The organism is Proteiniphilum sp., assembly GCF_040307845.1.
In the GTDB taxonomy this organism is placed as follows: Bacteria; Bacteroidota; Bacteroidia; order Bacteroidales; family Dysgonomonadaceae; genus Proteiniphilum.
Window position 1 is genome coordinate 1 of the sequence record NZ_JAWRIS010000036.1, and the last position, 22,330, is coordinate 22,330.

Consider the following 22,330-nt stretch of genomic DNA (forward strand, 5'->3'; position numbering starts at 1 on the left):
TTGATTATCGTTTATGTTTACTCTGGGAACATAAACAACTCAAAAAGGGAAAACCTTCGGCGCCCGGGCGGGGTCAGTATGCCGGAACGGCAGGAGGTGGACATTCCGGCATGTTGACCCCTGCAAGTCTTTAATAAAATGCGTATCCAGGGGAGTTTTACAGAGGGGTCAGGATCCCGGAACAGGGGTCAGCTTGTTCCGGAATGAGGGGTCAGGATAAAACGGAATTTGCACATAATAATTAATTTGTAAAAATAAATTATATAGAATACAGTTATATGGTGAAAATATGTATTAATTTTACATTTCAATAATTCCAGTTAGTTGCTCTTATGAAAGATATAAATGATTGTCATAAAGATTTTTTAGTATATAAAGAGAGTTTTCATTCATTGAAAAAAGATTCTCTATCTGAATCAGATACAAGATCAAAGATTATTGATAAATTATTTATGGAGGTCCTTGACTGGGATGAAAAGTGCATAAAGAGAGAGGGATACGTGGTAGAAGGCTATTATGATTATTTATTTGGCGTTCCTGGATTTCAATTTATTGTTGAAGCAAAGAAAAATCTAATAGACTTTGTTATACCGACCAATCATAAAACCGTAACTATTGGAACTTTTGAAAAATCTAATAAGGATGTAGTTGGTCAAATTCGAAAATATTTGTTTGAGATTGGCCTTCAATATGCCGTTATAACAAATGGACATCAATTTATCATAGGTAAATTTTCTAATTCAGATGGTTCAGATTGGAGACATAATAAATGTTTAATTTTTAATGGACTCAATGATATAGATGAACGTTTCATTAGCTTCTATAATATTTTATCGAAGAATTCTATTTCAGAAAACTCAGGTTTTAGAATACATTTAGAAGAATCTGTACAAAGAGGAGGCAAAACTATTTTATCGACCCTTCCAGCTAAAGATTCAGAATTAGTAAGAAATCCTCTAAGTTCTGAGCTCACACCTTTAATTAATCAATTATTTGGGGAACTCTATAACATTGATGATTCTGTAAACAAAAAATTAATAAAGGAGTGTTTTATCGAAAACAAAGAAATAAAAAAGAATCGATCCGAAATTGAAAAATTATTTGCGGATACACCCCCTCCAATTGATAAGGTTGTAAAAGCAAGAAACACTCAAAGTATTATATCCCAAATAACAGAAGAAATTTTAGATGATGATTTAAAATTTAATGCGAATCCTCCCAATCCCATTGTTATTGTTGGGTCAAAAGGTGCTGGAAAAACTACATTTATAAACTATCTATTCCATGATGCTGAAGATACATATAAATCTCATCCTTATGTTTATATCGACTTTAGAAAATATACAGGTATAAAAGATACATTTGAAAAAACTATATATATTGATATATTAGAACAAGTATATGATAAATATAATCAAATAGAACTTAATACTCACAGTGCATTGTGTAGTATATATAACAAGGAAATAAGGCGAAATAATGAAGGTATATGGAAATATGATTTAGAAAACCATACAGATACTTATCAGTCAAAGTTAAATTCTTTTTTAGAGGAAAAATTAAAGGATTCAGAGAGTCATTTTTTTAAGCTGTCAGAGTATCTTATAAAAAATAGAAGGACACGTTTATGTATTGTTATAGACAATGCAGACCAGTTTGACTCAGATGTGCAAAAAGATGTTTTTTTATTTTCTCAGAGTCTAAACAAAAAAGGAAACGTGACAATTATTATCTCTTTGAGAGAGGGGTATTATTATAAATGGAGATATTTACCTCCATTTGATGCATTCCCTTCAAATGTGTATCACGTAACAGCTCCACCATATAAAGAAGTTCTCCAAAAAAGGATTAGTTATGCTTTAAGTCAAATAGAATTAGAAGGTAAAAGTAGAGGTGCCATAGGTGATAATAAAACAATAATTCTAAGTAATGATTCAGTTCGAAAATTTCTTTTAAGTCTTGAATCAACATTATTCGGTAGAGAAAATTCTGAACTGTTAAGTTTTATACAGGAAACAACATATCCAAATATAAGAGAGGGTCTTGAGATATTCAAGCTTTTTTTAATTTCTGGACATACAGAAGTGCATGAATATATTTTGAGACAAGAAACAAATCCAACAGGGACAAAAATCATACCTTATTGGGAATTTATTAAAGCCGTTGGTTTGTCAAACAAAAAATATTATAATCACAACATAAGTATCATAAATAATTTATTTTATCCTGCAGAAGGAAGCAAGAACCATTTCTTAAAAATAAAGATTTTAAAAATGCTAGATAATAAATTGATAACTGAAGGAAATTCTGAAAAGTATTATAATGTTGAAGAATTGATAAAATTATTTGTTGATGCGGGGTATATATATAAATATGTAAAGAAAGAAATAGAAGAACTTTGTAAATATCGTTTATTAGAAACAGATGAGCAATTATCCGATGTTGAAGATTTTGGAGAGATAAAATCAGAAGATAGCATTTGTATTTCAATGAAGGGACACCATTATATAAATACCCTCATGAATAACTTTTCATACATCGAGATGACTCTTGAGGACACTCCTATCTATGATGAAGAATATTTCAGTCAGATGAAAAGTGTTTTTCCTTTTTCAGACGAATCGGGTAAGAGAAACTTAAAAGGACGTGTTGCTGTAGTTGAAAAATTTATAGAGTATTTAGATAGTGAAGAAAAATTGGAAACGATAGAAAGTGAATTATTGACAAAAGGTATAGTTTCAGGAATTAGATGGGGATGTCAGAGAGATATAAACAGAATAAATAGAAAGTTATTTGATTATAGTGATATATGAGATACAAAATTTCCTAATTGAGAAAAAAATTGGGGGAGAGGGATATTAAATACCGGAAGTCCCATTTATCCCTAGGAAGAGGTCGTTATCAAGCTGTATACCTAACTGTAGAGAAGTCTACTAAAAAGACGATGCCAAAGAGGAATTGGGAGCTGGTTGATATTCCGATGATATGCACCCAGTGATTCCGGTGATACCCACCCACTGGCTAAACTATCAATTTGACAAAGTTATCTTTTTTTTCTTAAACTATCTCCTTTTAACTCTATTCTGTGAGATGTATGGATCATTCTATCCATAAACGCATCAGCAATAGTTTCATCAGAAAACAGGTCAAACCAGCTTGCCGGTGGCAGCTGACTGGCTATGATGGTCGCCTTGCGGGCATGCCTGTCTTCTATTATTTCCATAAAATCCAGTTGCTGCTGGTTGTCCATCGTTCCTATTCCAAAGTCATCAAAAATCAATAAATCTGTTTTAGCCAGTTTTTCGAAGAAGCGCATCATGACGCCTTCTATCCTGGCGATTTTAATTTTTGCCATCAGCTTTTGCATACTAAAGTAATTTACACTGAACCCCTGTTTGCATGCCTGATAACCAAACGAGGTAGCAATAAAACTTTTACCGCATCCGGTTGCACCGGTAATTAAAATAGATTCTCCGCCACGGATGTAATTGCCTGTTGCCAGCGAGAGTATTTGAGATTTATTCAAACCCCTTGATGCCTCGAAGTTCACTTCCTCAAGTGTTGCCTGATACCTGAACGCGGCATTTTTTAATAAACGCGCGTATCGCCTGGCTTCACGATGATCACGTTCGCCCTGTAAAAGAAGCCTCAGGCCGTCCTGTAAAGAGAGTTCTTGCATTTTCCTGCTCTCTTCCAGTGTTTTCAACGTCTCGGCCATACCTGGCAGGCGTAATGTTGCCATTTCTGATTTAATCTGTTCCATCGTTTTTAATGTTTGATTTAATTAATATGATGCGGGTAAATTAACCCACGTAATACTTTTTACCCCTGATATTTATGTGCTTTATATTTTTATTTTCACCTTCCCGGCCTCCATTCTGTGATACATCAATCATGTACGCTTTGTTATCAATCACTCTTTTGATTGACTTCAGGGTAAGGATGTCGTTTTCCAGCGCGTAGCGGCATACTCGCTCAAAAATGACAGGGTCTGTTTTACGCTGAAGTGCCAAGAGGCCGTCACATCTTTTATACATTATCTCGGGTACCCCTTGCCCTTTAAAAATAGCGGTAAACAACTCTGCCAGTGTATCGGAGCACTTCCTCGCACGCCTTATATAAAACTCCGGGCTGCGGCTTTGATAGAAGTTATGACCGGAACCCATATGTTCTTTCTCTGTAGAGTATCCATACCCTACAGCACGTTCGTGTGTAGCAACACACTCTCCCCTGACATATATGCGAACCAGGCTCCGGGTATAAATTATATCTGCCTGTTGGCCGATATATTGGTATGGTGCCGAGTAGTAACGTTTGTCCCGGGCAAGATACACGTGATTATTTATTGCAATCTTTAGATTGGCATAGTATTTTACCTGGAAAGCCTCTTTTGGAAGCTCTATAAGCAACGGCTTTTCTTCTGCAAGGAACTTCTCCTCCCTGCAGTAATCTTTTTGCTGTTGCCGTGTTTGATTGTGTTCACGGGCCTTCTCAGCAAAGGCCTGGTTTATCTCATCTATGGAGAAGAATGTATGATTACGGAGCTTGGCATAAACTCGTCTGTATATGATTTTCACCTCGTTCTCAACGGCTGCCTTATCTTTTGGTCTTACAGGACGGGTTGGTATAACAGCGATACCGTAATGATTGGCAAAATCTTCCATCAGCCTGTTCAACTGGGGCTCATAACGATCAGCTTTAATTACAGCAGCCTTCAGGTTGTCGGGTACAATAATTTTAGGGGAGCCTCCCAGGTGATTTAAACAGCATGTAAGAGCGTGAAGAAAATCATCGCTTCTCTGTGAAGGCACTGCCATGATAAAGGTGTAATCAGAGTATGGAAGGCAGGCTACAAACACCTGGACTTGTATAACCTCTCCGGTCTCACGATCAATATATGGTACTGTATCGCCTGCAAAATCAACCAACAACTTTTCTCCCGGGTTGTATTGTATTAAACTGCTTGGTTTACGGGCATTAATGACCTGCTGCAGATGATAACAGAACTGTGAGTAGCCATAACCATCAGGGTGATCCTGCCGGTATTCCTGCCATAGCAGGTGGCGGGTCACGTGTGGCCTTTTAAGCTCTTTCTCAAAGTAAGGTATCTTCTTCTTGAACTCATCGAATCTTTCCTGTTTGTAGGCCGGGTTGCCGGCAAACAGGAGACGCTCCAGTTCAGGACCTTCAAGAGCTAAAAGCTCTTTAATGCTGTACTCGTGATTTATGATTTTTTGAACGTAGCTGTTAACAGTGCCTTTATAAATCCCGAGACCGGCCGCTATCTTGCGGTTTGAAACTCCTTGCGCGTGTAAACGCAGTACTTGTTTTACCTTGCTCATACTAGTTATTATTCCTGCCATATGATTGTGTGATTTGTTTTAATACCACTCAATCATAAGAAAAAATTTTAACTAGTGGGTGGGTATGCTCCGGAATCCGTAAATGATAAAAAAAGAAAGAGGAAAATTTTAAAAGGCATTATATCTGCACGTTACATGCTAAAAGTGGATGCCTATGCTCCGGAATCGCGTGGATTTTCACGTTACCTTGCAATGCTGGGTGCATATGCTCCGGAATCATTGGTGCGCCGCTGTTTTTAAGCCATTTTTGCTCTCCTTCTTTATCATTATGAAAGCTGTATTAATGAATATGTGACAAAATAATTGATTATTGAAGGTTATACTATCTCCTCAAATCAATGGATTTTGACCGGAAAGTGGGTGCATATGCTCCGGATTATCCAGCTGGTACTGATGTCACTCAATTTTGGTCATTATTATATCTATTTCACCATTCTCTTTGGAAGAATTACCGTGAAGTTGTGTTTGGGTTTTCTTTTTAAAAGGTTGTTTTTTTATAGTCACACTATGTAATGGAAAATGTTTTTTTAGTATTTCCAATGTGGTATTAAACGTGTATTCTCTTATATCCGTTCTAACATATATTGTATTGCGTTCCGGATCCATCATCTTCGCACAATGGCCAAAGATATTATCTAAGAGATTATAATATTCTGTCTTAGAGTTAAATCTTCCTTTATGTTTATGTGCGTTCGATTTAGGTATCGAAGATTCACCAAGCATCCATAATCTTAACCACTGATCTGCATAATAATCTGTTATTGACCAGTAAGGAGGTGAAGTAAATAGTAAAGAGAATTTTATTTCCGCTTCATTTGCTCTTTGTGCAATTTTTGCTAACTCATCTGAACTGTCTCCAAATAGAATGGAACTATCTGCGACTTTCGGAGTTCCTTTCTTATATCTCCACTTAATCTTTTTTGTAATAAATTCCAGAGGATTAATTTCTGGAGGAGATAAGTACCCTTTTTCTCGCCACCATTCGATGGAATAATTCATTCCCATGGCTTTAGTCATTCTCATTTGGTTAGATAACCCTTCACCAAGTTTGCCATGTAAGTAGACTAAAATGATAGACATTAGTGTTGCATCAACAGATTCAGTTTGCCAATTCAGATTTTTTCTTGCCGCCAACAGAAATTTTAAAACTTCATCACAATAGCAAAGCCTGTAAAATTCTGGAAGTTTTTCTATTGATTTCGCATAACGATTTCTTAATTTATAGATGGATTCCAATCTATTTAAAACCAATAGTTGTTCTGCAGGACTTAGTTTGGTAGAACCATATAACCATCCAACAGGATTAATTTCTATACCTAAGCTACGTCGTTCAAGCACGCCTCCTGCAAAAATACTAGACCCCCTCCCTGCAAACGGATCGATAATAAAATCACCCTTTCGTGAATATTTTTTTACGACTTTAAATGCAAAATCTATTGGAAACATGGCGTAATAAGGGCCAAATTTTGCCCAACGTGCTTCAGCCGTTCGCTGTCCTTTTATTATGTCGTCAATTTTAGTCATTATTTGTAGAGTTAGCTCTTATTTCTCTTGCTATTTCATCAAAAATTGTTTTGCCTAAATTAAGAGGTATGGCAGCTTCAGCATGGGCAGTAGCAAGAGGCATCACAGAATTGTTATATCTTGCAGAGACAAGTTTATCTAATAATTTTAAACAATCTGCTAATCTCGGAAATTGTGCAGGAAAAGCTGTTGAGACCTCTGATTGATAATTACTAAATGTGGCAATAGACGGTACAACTCTATAACCTGATTTTGTTTTATAAAAAAATTTACGACCAAATGCAGTATCTTTTAAGTAGACAAAATCAGGATTATCATTTAAGATAATATTATTTCTTATGTAGTCATTGGTTAAAAGAAAAACAGACTGATGAGGAAAATTATCATCACGGCCATCCTTTTGTGTATCTATATCTTCAAAGTGGTTTACAAAATTCCCTGTTCTTTCAATCCCCATTATCAACAAATCCTGTCCACTATATTCTCTTACTTTAGTATTAATTCTTTCAAGTTCTATTCGAAAACATTTAGCTAACCAAGAAGAGGAACTAAATACAGCTAAAGTGCCCTCAATAAAAAAAGCTATATTTTTTAGTGTTTTAAACCAACCATTCTTTTGTTCAAATGATCTTAATAAATGTATGAGTTGAAGTTTCTTTATTGTTTCCATAATTTGCCCATACATTTCACCATTTGTGCCGGAAGGTTTCATTAATTCGTGCAGTCTTAAAGCATCAGTTGAATATAATTTACCGCCACAACTGTCGCAAGTATATTCTCCGTAGCCTCCTTTTAATTTTTCTTCACAATTATCATGAGGGCAATCCGGAGGATTTGAACTTCCTTGCTGTCTTTTAATTTTTAAAAGATATTCATATGTATCAAGTAATGATTCAGTATCACTAAAAACTCTAGTGTCTTTTAATTTTTCGAATAATAACCTCCTCATAGTGGACTTCGCAGAAGTTTCACCATTTAAAACAACATTGCATCCTACAACTAAACTATCAATTGACGTAGGCTTTTCTGTTTCACGAAAAAGTTTGGGATCAACAAATCGACTATCCTCAAGTTCCTTGAGTTTATCCATTAAAATAACAACTGTAGAAACAGTTATATATCCTACTTCAGATCCTGGAAAACCGTTTGTAATAGATTGTTTGCTATAATCTCCATCAATAGCTATAATCAATTTTGATTCCCAAAAAGATGATTCTAGAGAAGAAAGGGGAATGGTTGTCTCATTCCAATCAATATCTGGTATATCTGTCCTTACTTTTATTTGAGAACGGAGTTCGGAGATCTTTGTATCGGATATTAATCGTCTTAATGGTTCATAGGAACTATAAGAAATACTACTTTCGTTGTTCATCGGTCTTAATTTCAAATTTGTCTATCTGCATAGGAACAATAAATGGGCTGCTTAATGTTTTTACTCTTAAAAAGCCTTTATCCTGCGCACGTCTAATTGAGGGTTCAAAATCAATAAAATCATAGTATTTAACTAGTTCTTTGGTTTCATCTGTATTATTAAGATGAGATATAAACCAATTTGCTGTATTGCGAAGAATATTTTTTTGAATGCTACTAACTTCTTGAGTTGCATATACCATACCAATATGATATTTTGATCCTTCTTTAGCTGTTCTAACCCAAACATCTTTTAAGTCCAGATCACTTCCTGCAGGCAAAATATTATGCGCTTCTTCAACATATACTAATATCTCGGGCGGTAATTGACCTGATCTAAAAGCTTCTTGATTTTTCCTGAATATGTACCACATAATTCTTTCTGCAGATGATTTATTTAGTAAAGGTTCTCCGCTTGATTGATCAATAATAACTAATTTTCCGTTGATTAAATCATTGTAAATATCCTCTGCATAATCAGAACTTGTAGAAGGTGAATGGTTATCCCTTACAGCACCGATTTGTTTCGCTCCGTTGGGTCTCCAAATCATTTCAAGAATTTTTTCGAAATCTCCATCTGCCCAACTTTCTCCAGATGAACTTTGATCGATGTACCATCTATCGAATGCCTTATATTCTACAGTTTTCATAAAATCATAGAGAGTAGAAAATGCTGTAGCAAGACTTTTTAGAGAGAAACTTGTAGATTGTAATATTTTTGCAGCAGATTGATATTTCGCTGCATTATTTGGCTCCGACTGGACATTCAACATTCCATTAAATCTTTTAGATTCCTCTCTAGCTGTAGGACGACCATTAAATAATTCTGCTTTGAATAATCCGTCAGTTGATAAATCTAAACCTATTGGGATTTCGAAACCAGCCTTGGCGAGTAGTGAACGATAGGCTAACACTCTCCGTTTGTATCTCGTTGTTGCACCTTTATCAGATTCTTCCGGTTCTTCAAAAAAAACTTGTTTAAAGTTCTCAATAAACTTCGCTTCATCTTTTCTAAATGATGCATCGATTATATCCTTTCCAATTTGAAGATTGTCATCAAGATAGAAATTAAGAAGCATCATTTTTCTTTCGGTATCATTTTTGTGTGAATGTATACCATAAGTAACAATTTCATCTTCCTTTTTTCTGTCTGCCAACAATTGCCAAATATTTTTTAATGCAGAATTATTATCTTGTACGTTCTCATTGGCATATTCGCCATTAGGATCAAAAATGATTTGACCAATTCGTAATGGTTTGTCATTATCCGTATCCTTTGGTTTTCTTAATTCGTAGACTGATTTAGCAATAATTTTTGTAGTATTAGATTTTCCTGTCCTCGTCATTCCAAATAGAGCCGATTTCTGAGATAGTAGATCTGCAGGGAAAATGTAAGTTGCTACATTGTCAACTCCCTGATGCTTCCTATTTGTAGATGCATATCTAATCTCTCCTAATTTAACTGATTGCGTATTTTCGAAATTGTTTTTATGGTTGCTTATATTTTTTGGATCAACATAATTGGCAAAAATACCCAAAGCTTCTCCTTTTGGCTTATATACTTTCAACGCCATATTAGAGTAGAAATTGGAAAGATCTGTTCCGAATTTTAGTTCTAAATGCCCTTGATCATTTTCCTCCAAAAAGAAGGTACCAATAATTCGGCATGCAATTCCTGCGAATCCAAAAACAGATCGAGTTTTTTCGTCCATATATTCAGAATGATCCCAATGACGATCAGTTAAGCCTGTTACTCTTTGAGCTGTTTGTACTCTTACTTTCTCCACTTCTCTATCCTGTGGTATAGAGGTTGAATCCTTTACTCTTAATAGAATGATTGAAGCATCTTCTCTTTTAAAATTGATATCTTCTTTAAGATTGATCCGCGTTGCTATTAAAAAACAAAGACTAGGTATTCCACCTACTTTCTCTCGGTAGGTATCGTGTACCAATACTTTCGCTTCTTCATAATTAGTAGCATATAGATCTCCAATATATTGATCTTCCTGAATTAATTTGGAAAACCATTGTTTAGCATCATTTTTAGGTTGATCCTCATGAAAAGAGTTTAAAGAGCCTTCAAAATCATTCATTATTATCCAGTTTATTCTTATTAATACTTTCTTCTATTGCTGTCTCAAAATCACTTTTTTTAGGTTTAATTAAATCTCTGGCGTATTTTCTAAAATCCTCAACACCATTATCTTCTAAAAACATTTCTAATTCTTTTATTTCTTTTTCAATGTCACGCTCATCGGCTAAACGGACATTTCTAATTTCCTGAATGGCTTCTTGTTTTGTTTGTTGAGCCAAATTCTTATTGGCCATCTCTAGAAATTTATCTGCTTGATAAATATTGATTCTTTTGCTTGTCTCTTCTTTGAATTCTTTGATTAATTCAGGTCTTGGACTTATTGTTTTCCCTTTGAATTTATACCACCAATCCTCTTTTAAATCATCCGTAATAAGAATTATGGATTTACCAACCGTTTTTGCTTTTTCAATGACTTGCTTCCAAACAATTATATCTCCATACAATGAACGATTACCTTCATTCTGCTTTTCTTTCATATCCATATATCCAGGGGGAACTTTTTCATCATATCGTTTCTTACCTTCTTTATATAATTTTTCAAGTTCCTCTTTAGGAAAATCATCTCCGACTTTCCCTTCTAATAAAATACTTAATTTCTCCCAAACAGGATCTTTATCTAAATAATCCGGATGTTTGCTTTCAAGTTTATCTAAGTCGCGACCTATTGAATCAAAGGCAGATTCCAGTTGCCTTTTTAATTCTGTAATCTGTAAATAAGGATGTTTTTTAAAACTATTAAGCTTAGCTTCTATTTCGCCTTTCTTTTTACTCAATGTATCCCTAATATCTTTATAAGCTTCCCTTTGCGCATTTATCACAATAAGCCTATTTTTTTGATATTCGAAAGCTGCTTGATAAGTAATCCAAATACGGTCTTCTACTTTTTCTAGTAAGCTGAAAAATGCCTCTCTGGTACTTGGTGAGTAACGATATAAATTCAACAAAACATTAGCATCAAAACAAAAGATATCATTCTCCCAATGATCTTTAATTTCTTTTTCGCTTAATTTGTAGTATTCATTAAATTTACTTTTCATAAACTAGTATTAAATTTAAAAACCATATATAGCTCGTCGTATTAATATAGAAATCAGACCCTTATCTCTTTTACTTTAATAACTTTTCTAGCAAAGTAATCTTTTCCTGCTCTTTTTCCAATAGCTTTTCAAAAAGCTCTACAATCTTCTCTATGGGATTATAATGGTTTGTACTATTATCGACTGCTATATACCCCCTACCATTATTAGTCTCTATGTTATTATTCTCGATAATCACCGTCACGGGGTCTTCTTCCAGTTCCTTAATCAATTCCGGAGTTACGTTTAAGGCTTTGGCAAATTTATCGATCATTTCATCCTCCAAGACCTTTTTCTGTTCGCTGTTAGATATCCGTGCCTGGGTGGTTCCCATCATATCAGCCAGAACTTCCTGTTTGATTCCTAAGGTATGACGGATGCGCTTTATAGCGTGCCCGTGATGGGTGTTTTTTAGAGTCCGTTCTTTTGTTTCCATTTTTACTATCTGTCTTCGGTGTTATAGAACAAAAATAGTGACTTTTGGTGAGATACGTATAATTATATCAGGAAATTGTATAATTATACTCCGAATTTGTTCTACTATACACAAAAAAGCTATTTTCCTTTGTCATTGTGTTATCTATTCTGATGAGAATAGTTTATTGTCGAGCATGACAATTATCTTATGATGAGTTGATTGATTGTTCATAAAAGAGGTTGGAGTGGATAGTGAATTGAATTCTCCTATGCATAAAATTTAAGCAAAGAATCATTGTATTGTTAAAGAGTGAGCCTATGGAAACATAATAGATTAAAACGAATTATTATCTTTGTACCGTAAAACTACGGTACGAAATAATATAGCGCTTTTTTGATCTTTACTACGAATCAGCAAAATTCAAACCAAGAGATCAAAGAATGGAAGCGCCCTTAGTAATAAGGGCGTGGACATTGTCATATTTTCTTGGGAAGCCCCTTGCTGAGCCTGTAGTAAGGAATGGACAATCGTCCGCACCTCTTTTTTATATCCCCGCATATACCTTTAGAGCAAATCGAATAAGATTATATATGCCTGATTACGGGCAGCCTTATTCGTTCACAGATAGAATAGCTATCCTTCGCCGTACGATTGTCTAATACCGCGCCGGGTTTCAGTCAACTGAAAACTCTCTTCTCACTTGGCCGGATTTCACAGGAAATACCTGTTTTCATTTTTCAATAGACGCCGACAAGCATTTTGACGTTTGTGACGGTTCAGTTCGGCTGTCGGCCTGTAATTTTAATCGCATGAATAAAATAATGAAAATCATTTAATTGCCCCGATGGGGCAGGGTAGGGCTATCCCTTACCATCCAGTTTATGGCCGTTTTTGTAGTATTGGACACTGGCAACGGGTTTGCGGGCAACTACGTTCACTACTCGCACGACCCGCACACTTCTTTTGCCGTACAACAGCAGAGGAGAACGGTTTCGGGAACGGTGACGGATACCAACGGCGAGGCGGTTATCGGTGCTAATGTAATGGAGAAAGGTACTACTAACAGTACCGTAACTGATACCGACAGACGATTTTCACTCACCATTGAAAGCGGGGACATATTTCTGATCTCCTATATCGGTTATCTGGGGCAGGAGATCAATACCGCCGGAAGGACTTCTTTTGATATCGTGCTGCGGGAAGATAGCCGGTCGCTGGAAAAGGTGGTGGTCGTGGAGAGGAATGCGGATGCCAACAGCTACCTCAACTGTTGGAGCAACCCGGTCGCTCGCTGGGATAACCAGACATGGGGTTACCGTTATATCGGTCAGTTCCAGTTAATGGAGGAAGTATTTACCTCCCCCATCCAGTACGAGAAGGGGAACAGGACGCTAGGCATAAGTCTTTGAGTAAGCCAAACTGTAATATCTTGAATACGTATTTCGATAATATCTCCACCCGATTGTGAAATAAATATCAGAAATAAGGAATGTATCGTCCAGTACTCAACCGCATTCTATTTGCTTGATGATGGTTCTTTAGTTTTACCAAGATCGGTTCTGGGCCGGTTCTCCGCTTATTCAATTCCATACTATCTCTATATCTACTCCATATCCTCTCCGTAAATTACGGAGTATCTCTTTTCTTTTCTAAGCCAAAGTTTGGACTTGTTGCCGAAATATGTTATCATTGCAGTGTTATTCAGCCATAAAACGAATCATCATGGGAACGATAGATCTTTCAAAATTATTTGGGATATCGGGCAAGATAGGTCCGGTGGTTGCTTATGTAACCAAAGACGGGAAATAGGTATTCAGAAGCTACACCAAAGCCCGTAACCCGAAAACACCCAGGCAGATGGAACAACGTGCGAGGTTTGCACTGGTCAATAAAGGGCTTTCCCCGCTGCATAAAATCATCAAGCGAGGCCATCCGGGAGATGAGAATGTCTATAGGAAGTTAGTCGGTAAAGCCTGTCGTGAAGCGGTGACCGGCACTTACCCCGACTTGCGTCTCGATTATAGTCAGATTCCGTTAGTCGTTGGGAGGCTTCAATTACCCGTGGATATCAACCTTCATATTGAGTCTCAATCCCACACGGCCATTTTCAACTGGAACTCGCAACTTGTATATCCCTCCCAACCCGGAAGTGATAATGATAAAATGAATATTGTTTGTTTTGACAGTGACCACCCTGCGGAGGTGAAAACATTCAGTCGGTGTACGCGTGCTGCCGGTAAAGCCGTTATTTCTCTTGACACCGATTGGCAGCCGTTCACAACCCATTTTTGGATATTCCTCACTTCCCACGACATGCGGGAGATTTCTAATAGTGTGTACATTCAACCGGATAATCGGTGAAAAATCTCTCTTCCATATTTTAGGCGTTAGGGAAAAACTGTTACTCTCTGTCATATTTTTAATTCCATCGAATTCGGTGGAATTAAAATCCGGATTGTAAAAGTTTTCCCATAGACCAATAAATTCGATCGTACCTCTGTTTCGCAAACACGCATTTTCTCAACCAACAGCCAACAAAGAAGAATCAGTAATTATTTGAAGAGGGGGCTATTTGGATAATCTGTCCAGAGCTTTTTCAAGGTAATTATTGACTTTTTCCTTCTCTAAAAGCATACGTTCATATAATTGGTCTTTTTCCGAATAAACTTCTACTAACTTATCCAATGGATTAAAAGTTAAGTTTTGAGTTTGAGAGCTGTAATCCCTATTTTGAGAACTCTGGTCATAGAAATAATTGCTTTCTCCCAGAAGAGAATCATCTATCATATTGCGGATAAATGATTCGTCTATCTCTAAAACTCTGGCGTATACTGCTATTGTCTCGTTATCAAGTTCCTGGCGTTTTTCCAATAGAGATACGGCTTGTTGGGAAATCTCTAATTCAATGGCAATCTCTTCTTGTTTAATACCCTTAGCTTCCCTGAGCCGCTTTGCATTTCTACCTTGATGGATACTCTTTTTATCGTTTTCCAGATTATTCATAACTCACTCAAATTGAAATTTATAACAAAGATAATAGAAAATAGAAGATGAAGATAATTTTATGAGAAGTTATACAAATTGTACGCCTTCTTGTACGGCGTGTCTTACAATTGTAAGTTTTCTGCATACGCTTGTGCGAAACATTTAAATAAAGCACAAATTTACATTATTTTTTTATTCATTTGCATTATCAAATTATGGCTATCTATCGGAAAGATGGCTTTCCAAGTTAAAACGGCTACTCTCACTTCACGCTGATTAAGAGAAACAAAGTTACGAAAAATTTCTAAAACTTAAAACAAAATGTGTATGAAAACATAGAATTTAAAACGAATTATTATCTTTGTAGCGCATTTATGACAGGAATAGGATCAGTGCATTCTGATGATCGTTCATCGGCAGTTGTCTTTCCATCGTAAATCACAATACGAAATAATATAGCGCTTTTTTGGTCTTTTAGTCGAATCCGCAAAATTCAAAACCAGAGACCAAGAATGGAAGCGCCCTTAGCAATAAGGGCGTGGACATTGTTGTATTCTCTGGTAATGGCCCTTGCGGAGCCAGACTAAAGGAATAGACAATCGTCCGCGCCTCTTTTTTATATCCATACATATACTTTAGAGCCATATCGAATAAGACGTTAGATATCTGATTACCGGGAGTCTTATTCAATAATCTATACTTCATCGCACGATTGTCTGATACCGAACCGGGGTTCAGTTACCTGAAAACTCTTTCTCTCACAGCCGGCATTAGCCGGAAATACTGATTTTATTTTGTATAAATACCGACAGGGTATTTGCCATTTGTAACGGATTAAACCAGAAACATAATACATCATGATGCTAAAAAAAATATTTATGTAATCCATTTTTCATCTTGAAAATCATGAAATTATCAATCTTATTTGTTTAAAAAATCTTTAATAATAATGAAAACAAAAAGACGTCTTATCTTTATTTATTTGCAGATAATAGGTTTGTTTATAATGTCTTCTTCTATTTTGATTTCTTGTGATAATAAAAAAGAAGACCTGGGTAGTGCAATTGAATACGACCCGTCCAAACCTGTGGAGTTAACAACGTTTCATCCTGATTCCGGAAGAATCAGTGAGTCAGTCATATTGCAAGGAAGCAATTTTGGCAATGATCCTTCATTAGTGAAGGTTTATTTCAATAAGAAAAAAGCCTCCGTCATTAAAACGGTAGGAGATCGTATGTTGGTGATGGTACCTCGTATGCCTGGTGACACATGTTCCGTATCGGTGGTAGTGGGGAATGATTCGGTGATTTATAGCCGGAATTTTTATTATAGAATGTCGGTATCCGTCAGCGATGTCGTAGGAAACGGCACTCCGGCTTACCAGGGGGGAGCCTTATCTGAATCAACGCTTCGACCTGCCTATATATGCGTTGATAATGAAGGAAATATTTTTGCCTCTTCAAGAGAATCGGCAAATAACCAGTACGGCATTATCCGTATCAATGAAATGGAAGGATTGGCGACCTCCCTGATAATGGGAAATTCAGCTTTAATTATTCCGGATGCACTTTGTCCAGATAAAAAGACCGGTATTATCTATATTCCATCGGAACACTCCATTACAGGCTTCTACACCTGTGACCCCAAGGAGTATTGGGCTCCGAGGATGAAGAATATCATATGGAGAAACCTGAATGGCCATGCTCTTCCCGTTAATCCATGGAAACACTCTATGGGATTTTGTGAATTGGACGGATGTGTGTATACCCGTTTTTACGACGGTCAGATTGTAAAGATCAATCCCAAAACCATGGATACGGATATCGTTTACATGACGGCGGCAGGAACCAGTGAAGGGGTAACCTTCGATCCTTTACATCCGGAGATGCTCTATCTTGCTGTCCGTTCAGGGAGTATGGCGGGGGGTATTTATAGCATGGATATCCGGGATCCAAGTTCTTTTAAACGGTTGAATGCCGCCGGTTCGGGGCATAGGGACGGGGAGCTTTCTCAAGCCTTGTTCAATGCACCCTATCAGATTTATTTTGACCCTGACGGTAATCTTTATATTGCAGATAAAAGCAACCATTGCATACGTCGCATTCGTCCCGATCATATAGTGGAAACTGTGGTTGGCATTCCCGGGGTGGCAGGTTGGAAGAATGGGAGCAAAGAGGACGCTCTCTTCAATAACCCGCAAGGGGTAGGTGTAGACGGTGAGGGAACAGTATATGTTGCTGATTACGGAAATTCTCGTGTAAGAAAATTGGCTATAGAATAATCCATTAGTATAATAAAAAATGAAAAGATATTTAATCGCCCTTATGTTGCTGGTGTGTTTCACTATTACGGCTCAGGATAGGCAACAATTCATAATGGAAGGTACGGTTTTGGATGAAACCGGAATTCCAGCTCCCGGAGCCAGTGTGTATCTTAAGGAAAAAGTGGGTATCGGTACCAGCACCGATATAGATGGGAATTTTTCCATTAAAGCAAGAAAAAACGATATTATCGTTATCTCGTATATCGGTTACGAAAATGTGGAATATTTGGTAACCACCGAGGAGAAAAAATTGAAAATACATCTAAGACCATCTTCCGAACAAATGGATGAAGTGGTGGTAGTTGCCCATGGCATCCAACGGAAAATTTCATCAGTGGCGGCAGTAACAACGGTAGATGTGAAAGATTTACAGACCCCTTCGGCTTCTATTGCCAATCTTTTAGGCGGTAAAGTCGCAGGCATTATCTCGATGCAAACCAGCGGTGAACCGGGGAAAAACATTTCCGAGTTCTGGGTGCGTGGAATCGGCACTTTTGGTGCAAGCAGTGGGGCACTTGTACTCATTGACGGATTGGAAGGAGATATTAATTCAATTGATCCGGCAGATGTGGAAAGTTTCTCTGTCTTAAAGGATGCTTCGGCTACGGCAGTATATGGCGTAAGAGGAGCTAACGGCGTTGTATTGATAACCACCAAACGCGGGCAGGGAGGCAAATTAAATATTACAGCGCGTTCAAATTGGTCTCTCTCCCATCTTACCCGGATGCCAAAATATCTCCGGGCTTATGACTATGCGAAATTGGCGAATGAGGCGAATGTGATTCGTGGGGACGCCGCATTGTATAGCTCGTTGGATATGGAAAAGATTGAATACAATCTTGACCCCGACCTTTATCCGGATGTCCTCTGGCAAGATGAGATATTGAATCCGAATTCATTCAAGCAGACTTATTACCTGAGTGCGCAAGGTGGGAGTCAGGTGGCACGTTATTTCTTAAGCGGCAGTATCTCAGATGAAACGGCGGCATATAAGCAAGATAAAAGCAGTGTTTACTCGTCGAACGTGGGATATAACACCTATAATTACCGTGCAAACATTGACATGAATCTTGGAGAGTCTACCGTGTTGTATTTCGGTACGGATGGATATCTGTCTATCCGGAATGACCCGGGCATCGCCAATACAGATTATTTGTGGTATGCCCAATCGCAACTCAATCCCCTGGCATTTCCAACCATATATTCAAACGGCATGTATCCTGCCGCCGGAAATAATGACCTTGCCTCGCCTTATGTCTTGCTGAATTATACCGGCAAATCATCCACACAGAACTACAAGGGAAAAACGACATTGGCCGTTAATCAAGACCTCTCCCACATTGTGGATGGGTTGAAATTCAAGCTACAAGGAGCTTATGATGTGCAGAATTATTTTTATGAACGGCGTTATATCCAGCCCGCCCTTTATGAGGCTTTGGGACGTCACCACGATGGGAGTTTAATCATGCGCCAGAGTGTCGCGCCACAAGCCGCAAGTTACAACAAGACTACGAATCAATACCGTAAATATCATTTTGAAGGAACGTTGAACTATGACCGCTTGTTTTCGGATGACCACCGGGTTTCGGGACTTGTCTATTATTATATAAGCGATGAAAAATATACAGACAAATCCACATCGAGTCTGGCAGCTATCCCCGTACGATACCAGGGAATCTCAAGCCGGTTGACATATAGTTTCCGGGATACTTATATGATGGACTTTAATTTTGGATTCACTGGTTCTGAAAATTTCCAGCCGGGTAAACAATATGGTTTTTTCCCTTCCCTGGCATTAGGCTGGGTGCCCACAAGCTATAAATTTGTAAAGGAGAAAATGCCATGGGTGAATTTTTTTAAAATTAGAGGATCATACGGTACTGTTGGAAATGACCGGATTACTTCGCGGCGTTTTCCTTACCTGACAATGGTGGGATTAGGAAGCAGTAGCATTTGGGATGGCAATGCAGTGGAAACAATCAATGAAAGTTGGATTGGTGCGGATAACCTGAAATGGGAAAGAGCCATTAAAACCGATATCGGTATTGAGGGCCGCTTTTTTGATGATAAATTACAATTTGTAGTTGATTTCTTTACAGATCAGCGAAATGGAATTTTTCAATCGAGAATGCAAATTCCAAACTATGTAGGGCTTATTAACATGCCATACGGGAATGTTGGCAGGATGAAAAGTTTTGGGAGTGACGGTAATATCAGTTATACGCATGATATCAATAAAGAAATGTCATTTACTGTAAGGGGTAACTACACATTTTCAAACAGTAAAGTGCAGAATTGGGAAGAAGCCTATTTAGAATATCCCTATTTGCAGAAATCAGGCCTTCCAAACGGATATATATCAGGATACCAGTCGCTTGGTCTATTTAAAGATGAAGATGACGTCAAGTATAGTCCTTCGCAAGCAGCTCTAGGTAGCGGGCAAAAGCCGGGTGATATAAAATATAAAGATGTAAATGGGGACGGAAAGATTGACGCGACGGACAAGGTTCCACTATCGAATAATACATATCCCTCCTTAATGTATGGATTCGGCGCTGAATTCAGGTATAAAAATATTACCCTTGGCTTATTGTTTAAAGGCACCGGTAAAACCGATTTTTACTATGTGGGACAAGATGGGAATGGCATGGGATATGTTCCATTTTTCGATGGTAGATCAGGTAATGTATTAACCATCGCGAATAATCCTTCAAATAGGTGGATACCAATGGAATATGCCATTGAGAATGGGATTGATCCTCAATTGGCTGAAAACCCTAACGCCCGTTTTCCTCGTTTACAGTACGGAAAAAATGCCAATAATTCAGTTTTATCTGACTTTTGGAAGGGTGATGCCCGTTATTTGAGATTACAAGAGCTCACCGTGAATTATAACTGGAAATCTGACATGTTACGTAAGATAGGAGTCGCTTCTGTCGACATACAACTTGTCGGGAATAATATATTCGTCTTAGACAAGGTCAAGCTTTTCGATCCGGAACAAGCCAATAAGAATGGACGCGTATATCCAATTCCTTCGGTTTATTCAATTCAACTATATATAAATCTATAAAAGTAAAACAAGATGAATATGATAGCTCTTTCTATAAAAAAAATAATATCGCTCTTCCTGGCGACAATTGCAATATTACTTTTAAATTCCTGTGACTATCTCAATATAGATAGTTACTTTTCAGATGAATTTAAGCAAGATTCAATTTTCAGTCAGAAGCGTTATGTTGAAGCATACATGTGGGGTGCGGCAGAGTTGTTTCCCGATGAGGGACAAATATTTAGTACCTCCACACAATCAACTCCGGGGCCATTGGCCACAGATGAGGCATTTACTATGTTTAATATTGCGTCTGACGGCAGTTACGGGGGAATGAGGTTTGTACAAGGCATGATTAATGCTGAATCACCTGGTCCTTTTTTCAATACGACTTGGAATACCTCGTATAAAGTGATCCGTAAATGTAATACGATTCTTACCCGTATTGATGAAGTCCCGGGGTTAGGGACGACTGACAGGATGAACATCATCGGGATGACCCGTTTTTTGCGTGCTTATGCCTATTATCGCATCATTGTGGATTATGGACCTCCCATCTTGCTTTATGACGAGATCGTGGAGAATAATGCCGGGCTTGAATATTACGATAAGTCCCGTAGTACCTATGATGAAGCAATTGAATACATATGCAGTGAATTTGAAGAGGCAGCAAAGTATATGCCAACAACCCTGCCTATACTTAATTTTGGTCGTCCGACAAAGGGTGCTGCCTACGCTTTGGTTGCCCGTCTACGGTTAATGCATGCAAGCCCGCTGTTTAACGGAGGGCAGGCAGCCCGTTCCTACTTTGGTAATTGGACACGGAAGAGTGATGGTGCTTTTTATGTGTCGCAAACTCAGGATGAAAAGCGTTGGGCCATAGCCGCTGCCGCTTGTAAACGCGTGATGGAGATGAGTGATGGCGGTAATCCGCTTTATAAGCTCTATACGGTTGAGCGTGATGAATTCACCCCTCCATTGCCTCCGAATGTTCCGGCCGATGATTTCCCAAATGGAGCCGGCGGAATCGACCCTTATCATTCATACGCTGATATGTTTGACGGTGAATGCGTGGCTTCTATCAACCCTGAGTTTATCTGGGCCTATAAATCGAGTTCGCTGGGATCATATATGCGTGGCGCTTTTCCTGCAGACCGTGGAGGTTGGGGCGGTTTGGCTGTTACTCAAAAGATGGTTGATGCATTCTATATGGCAGACGGGACAACGATCCAGGAATCTGATCTCTATACAGAAACCGGTTTTATGGATAAACAACAGGTTTTCTCAAACTACCAGTTAAATGCGGGAGTATCCAATATGTACGCAAACAGGGAGGTGCGTTTCTATGCCAATATAGGATTCAGTGGATGTTATTGGCCGGCTCTTTCGGCTACAGATGCAGGAAATAGCAAGTTTACAGTAACCTACGATTATAGTTCCAGTAGTGGAAAATCTAATCCCAATGTTGGAGGTGTCAATTTTACGCCTACCGGTTATGTAATCAAGAAATACATCCATCCGATGGACGCCTGGCAGGGTGTGAATGCCCGTAGAATGGATAAAGTCTTCCCTATTATCCGGTATGCGGAAATACTTCTATCATACGCTGAAGCACTGAATAATCTCACGCAAAGCCATACGATAGATACTGATGGCCAGTCTCAGACCTACAGCCGTGATATGCAGGCTATAGCCCAGGCTTTTAACCAGGTCCGTTTTCGTGCTGGATTACCTGGAATTAAAGGGACTGAAACACCGGAAGAAATGCAAGCGCTCATTGAAAAAGAAAGAATGATAGAGTTCCTGTATGAGAACCGACGCTATTATGATGTACGTCGCTGGGGTATTTACGAGGAGTCTGAAGGAACACCCATTACAGGAATGAATGTTGACGCTTCCGATGAAGGATATTTCCAAAGAGTAGTTCCCAATACGTCACGGATCGGTAGTCGCGTTGTAAATAAGAAAATGATATTCTTGCCAATTTCCCGGACTGAAATCCGCCGTCTTCCTTCATTCGATCAGAATCCCGGGTGGTAATAATCAAGCATTGTATAAATCCCAGATAAATATAACACACAGAA

Annotated in this window: 15 protein-coding genes and 1 pseudogene; 7 read left to right on the top strand and 9 right to left on the bottom strand. The window is 38.0% G+C overall.

Annotated elements, in window-relative coordinates; translation table 11 throughout:
* Nucleotides 1-332: 332 nt before the first annotated feature.
* A complete protein-coding gene (locus tag ABV001_RS08360; protein ID WP_352422376.1) occupies nt 333-2,813 on the top strand; it encodes an AAA family ATPase in 2,481 nt (826 codons plus the stop codon).
* A gap of 230 nt (nt 2,814-3,043) precedes the next feature.
* Here ABV001_RS08360 and istB read toward each other — a convergent pair whose 3' ends face one another.
* Entirely contained in the window at nt 3,044-3,763 is a 720-nt protein-coding gene (istB, locus tag ABV001_RS08365) for an IS21-like element helper ATPase IstB (RefSeq protein WP_352422377.1), read from the bottom strand.
* A gap of 40 nt (nt 3,764-3,803) precedes the next feature.
* Entirely contained in the window at nt 3,804-5,363 is a 1,560-nt protein-coding gene (gene istA, locus ABV001_RS08370) for an IS21 family transposase (protein WP_352422378.1), read from the bottom strand.
* A gap of 54 nt (nt 5,364-5,417) precedes the next feature.
* Here istA and ABV001_RS08375 point away from each other — a divergent pair, with 54 nt between their 5' ends.
* Complete coding sequence (locus tag ABV001_RS08375; protein WP_352422379.1) at nt 5,418-5,603, top strand: hypothetical protein; 186 nt, start codon at nt 5,418-5,420, stop codon at nt 5,601-5,603.
* A 156-nt stretch (nt 5,604-5,759) separates the two neighbouring features.
* Here ABV001_RS08375 and ABV001_RS08380 read toward each other — a convergent pair whose 3' ends face one another.
* From ABV001_RS08380 to ABV001_RS08400, 5 genes are all read right to left on the bottom strand, one after another.
* The gene (locus ABV001_RS08380) at nt 5,760-6,887 is read right to left on the bottom strand and encodes a DNA methyltransferase (protein WP_352422380.1); all 1,128 of its coding nucleotides are present in this window, start codon (nt 6,885-6,887) and stop codon (nt 5,760-5,762) included.
* On the bottom strand, nt 6,880-8,259 hold the full coding sequence (locus ABV001_RS08385) for a DNA double-strand break repair nuclease NurA (protein WP_352422381.1): 1,380 nt from the start codon (nt 8,257-8,259) through the stop codon (nt 6,880-6,882). Before ABV001_RS08385 ends, ABV001_RS08380 begins: the two co-directional genes overlap by 8 nt.
* Nucleotides 8,243-10,390: a helicase HerA domain-containing protein gene (locus ABV001_RS08390; RefSeq protein WP_352422382.1), complete on the bottom strand. Its 2,148-nt coding sequence runs from the start codon at nt 10,388-10,390 to the stop codon at nt 8,243-8,245. Before ABV001_RS08390 ends, ABV001_RS08385 begins: the two co-directional genes overlap by 17 nt.
* Nucleotides 10,383-11,429 carry a PIN-like domain-containing protein gene (locus ABV001_RS08395; RefSeq protein WP_352422383.1) on the bottom strand — a complete coding sequence of 349 codons (1,047 nt, stop codon included), beginning with the start codon at nt 11,427-11,429 and terminating at the stop codon, nt 10,383-10,385. The genes ABV001_RS08390 and ABV001_RS08395 overlap by 8 nt, the downstream gene beginning before the upstream one ends.
* Nucleotides 11,430-11,499: 70 nt before the next feature.
* On the bottom strand, nt 11,500-11,904 hold the full coding sequence (locus ABV001_RS08400; RefSeq protein ID WP_352422384.1) for a helix-turn-helix domain-containing protein: 405 nt from the start codon (nt 11,902-11,904) through the stop codon (nt 11,500-11,502).
* An 818-nt stretch (nt 11,905-12,722) separates the two neighbouring features.
* Between ABV001_RS08400 and ABV001_RS08405 the strand changes: the two genes are divergently transcribed.
* Both ABV001_RS08405 and ABV001_RS08410 read left to right on the top strand, forming a co-directional pair.
* Nucleotides 12,723-13,295, top strand: a complete 573-nt coding sequence (locus ABV001_RS08405) for a carboxypeptidase-like regulatory domain-containing protein (protein ID WP_352422385.1) — start codon at nt 12,723-12,725, stop codon at nt 13,293-13,295.
* A 433-nt stretch (nt 13,296-13,728) separates the two neighbouring features.
* Nucleotides 13,729-14,247 (top strand): annotated as a pseudogene (locus ABV001_RS08410) (DUF6266 family protein); the annotation flags it as partial.
* Nucleotides 14,248-14,454: 207 nt separating this feature from the next.
* Here ABV001_RS08410 and ABV001_RS08420 read toward each other — a convergent pair.
* Entirely contained in the window at nt 14,455-14,889 is a 435-nt protein-coding gene (locus tag ABV001_RS08420; RefSeq protein WP_352422386.1) for a helix-turn-helix domain-containing protein, read from the bottom strand.
* Between the two features lie 456 nt (nt 14,890-15,345).
* Nucleotides 15,346-15,576: a hypothetical protein gene (locus ABV001_RS08425; RefSeq protein ID WP_352422387.1), complete on the bottom strand. Its 231-nt coding sequence runs from the start codon at nt 15,574-15,576 to the stop codon at nt 15,346-15,348.
* A gap of 244 nt (nt 15,577-15,820) precedes the next feature.
* Here ABV001_RS08425 and ABV001_RS08430 point away from each other — a divergent pair, with 244 nt between their 5' ends.
* From ABV001_RS08430 to ABV001_RS08440, 3 genes are read left to right on the top strand one after another with little or no spacing between them, the layout of a single operon-like run.
* Nucleotides 15,821-17,152 (top strand): IPT/TIG domain-containing protein, encoded by a 1,332-nt coding sequence (locus ABV001_RS08430; RefSeq protein ID WP_294082373.1) that lies wholly within the window; start codon nt 15,821-15,823, stop codon nt 17,150-17,152.
* Between the two features lie 19 nt (nt 17,153-17,171).
* Complete coding sequence (locus ABV001_RS08435; protein ID WP_352422388.1) at nt 17,172-20,267, top strand: SusC/RagA family TonB-linked outer membrane protein; 3,096 nt, start codon at nt 17,172-17,174, stop codon at nt 20,265-20,267.
* Between the two features lie 18 nt (nt 20,268-20,285).
* Complete coding sequence (locus tag ABV001_RS08440) at nt 20,286-22,286, top strand: RagB/SusD family nutrient uptake outer membrane protein (protein WP_352422509.1); 2,001 nt, start codon at nt 20,286-20,288, stop codon at nt 22,284-22,286.
* The last annotated feature ends 44 nt before the right edge of the window (nt 22,287-22,330 follow it).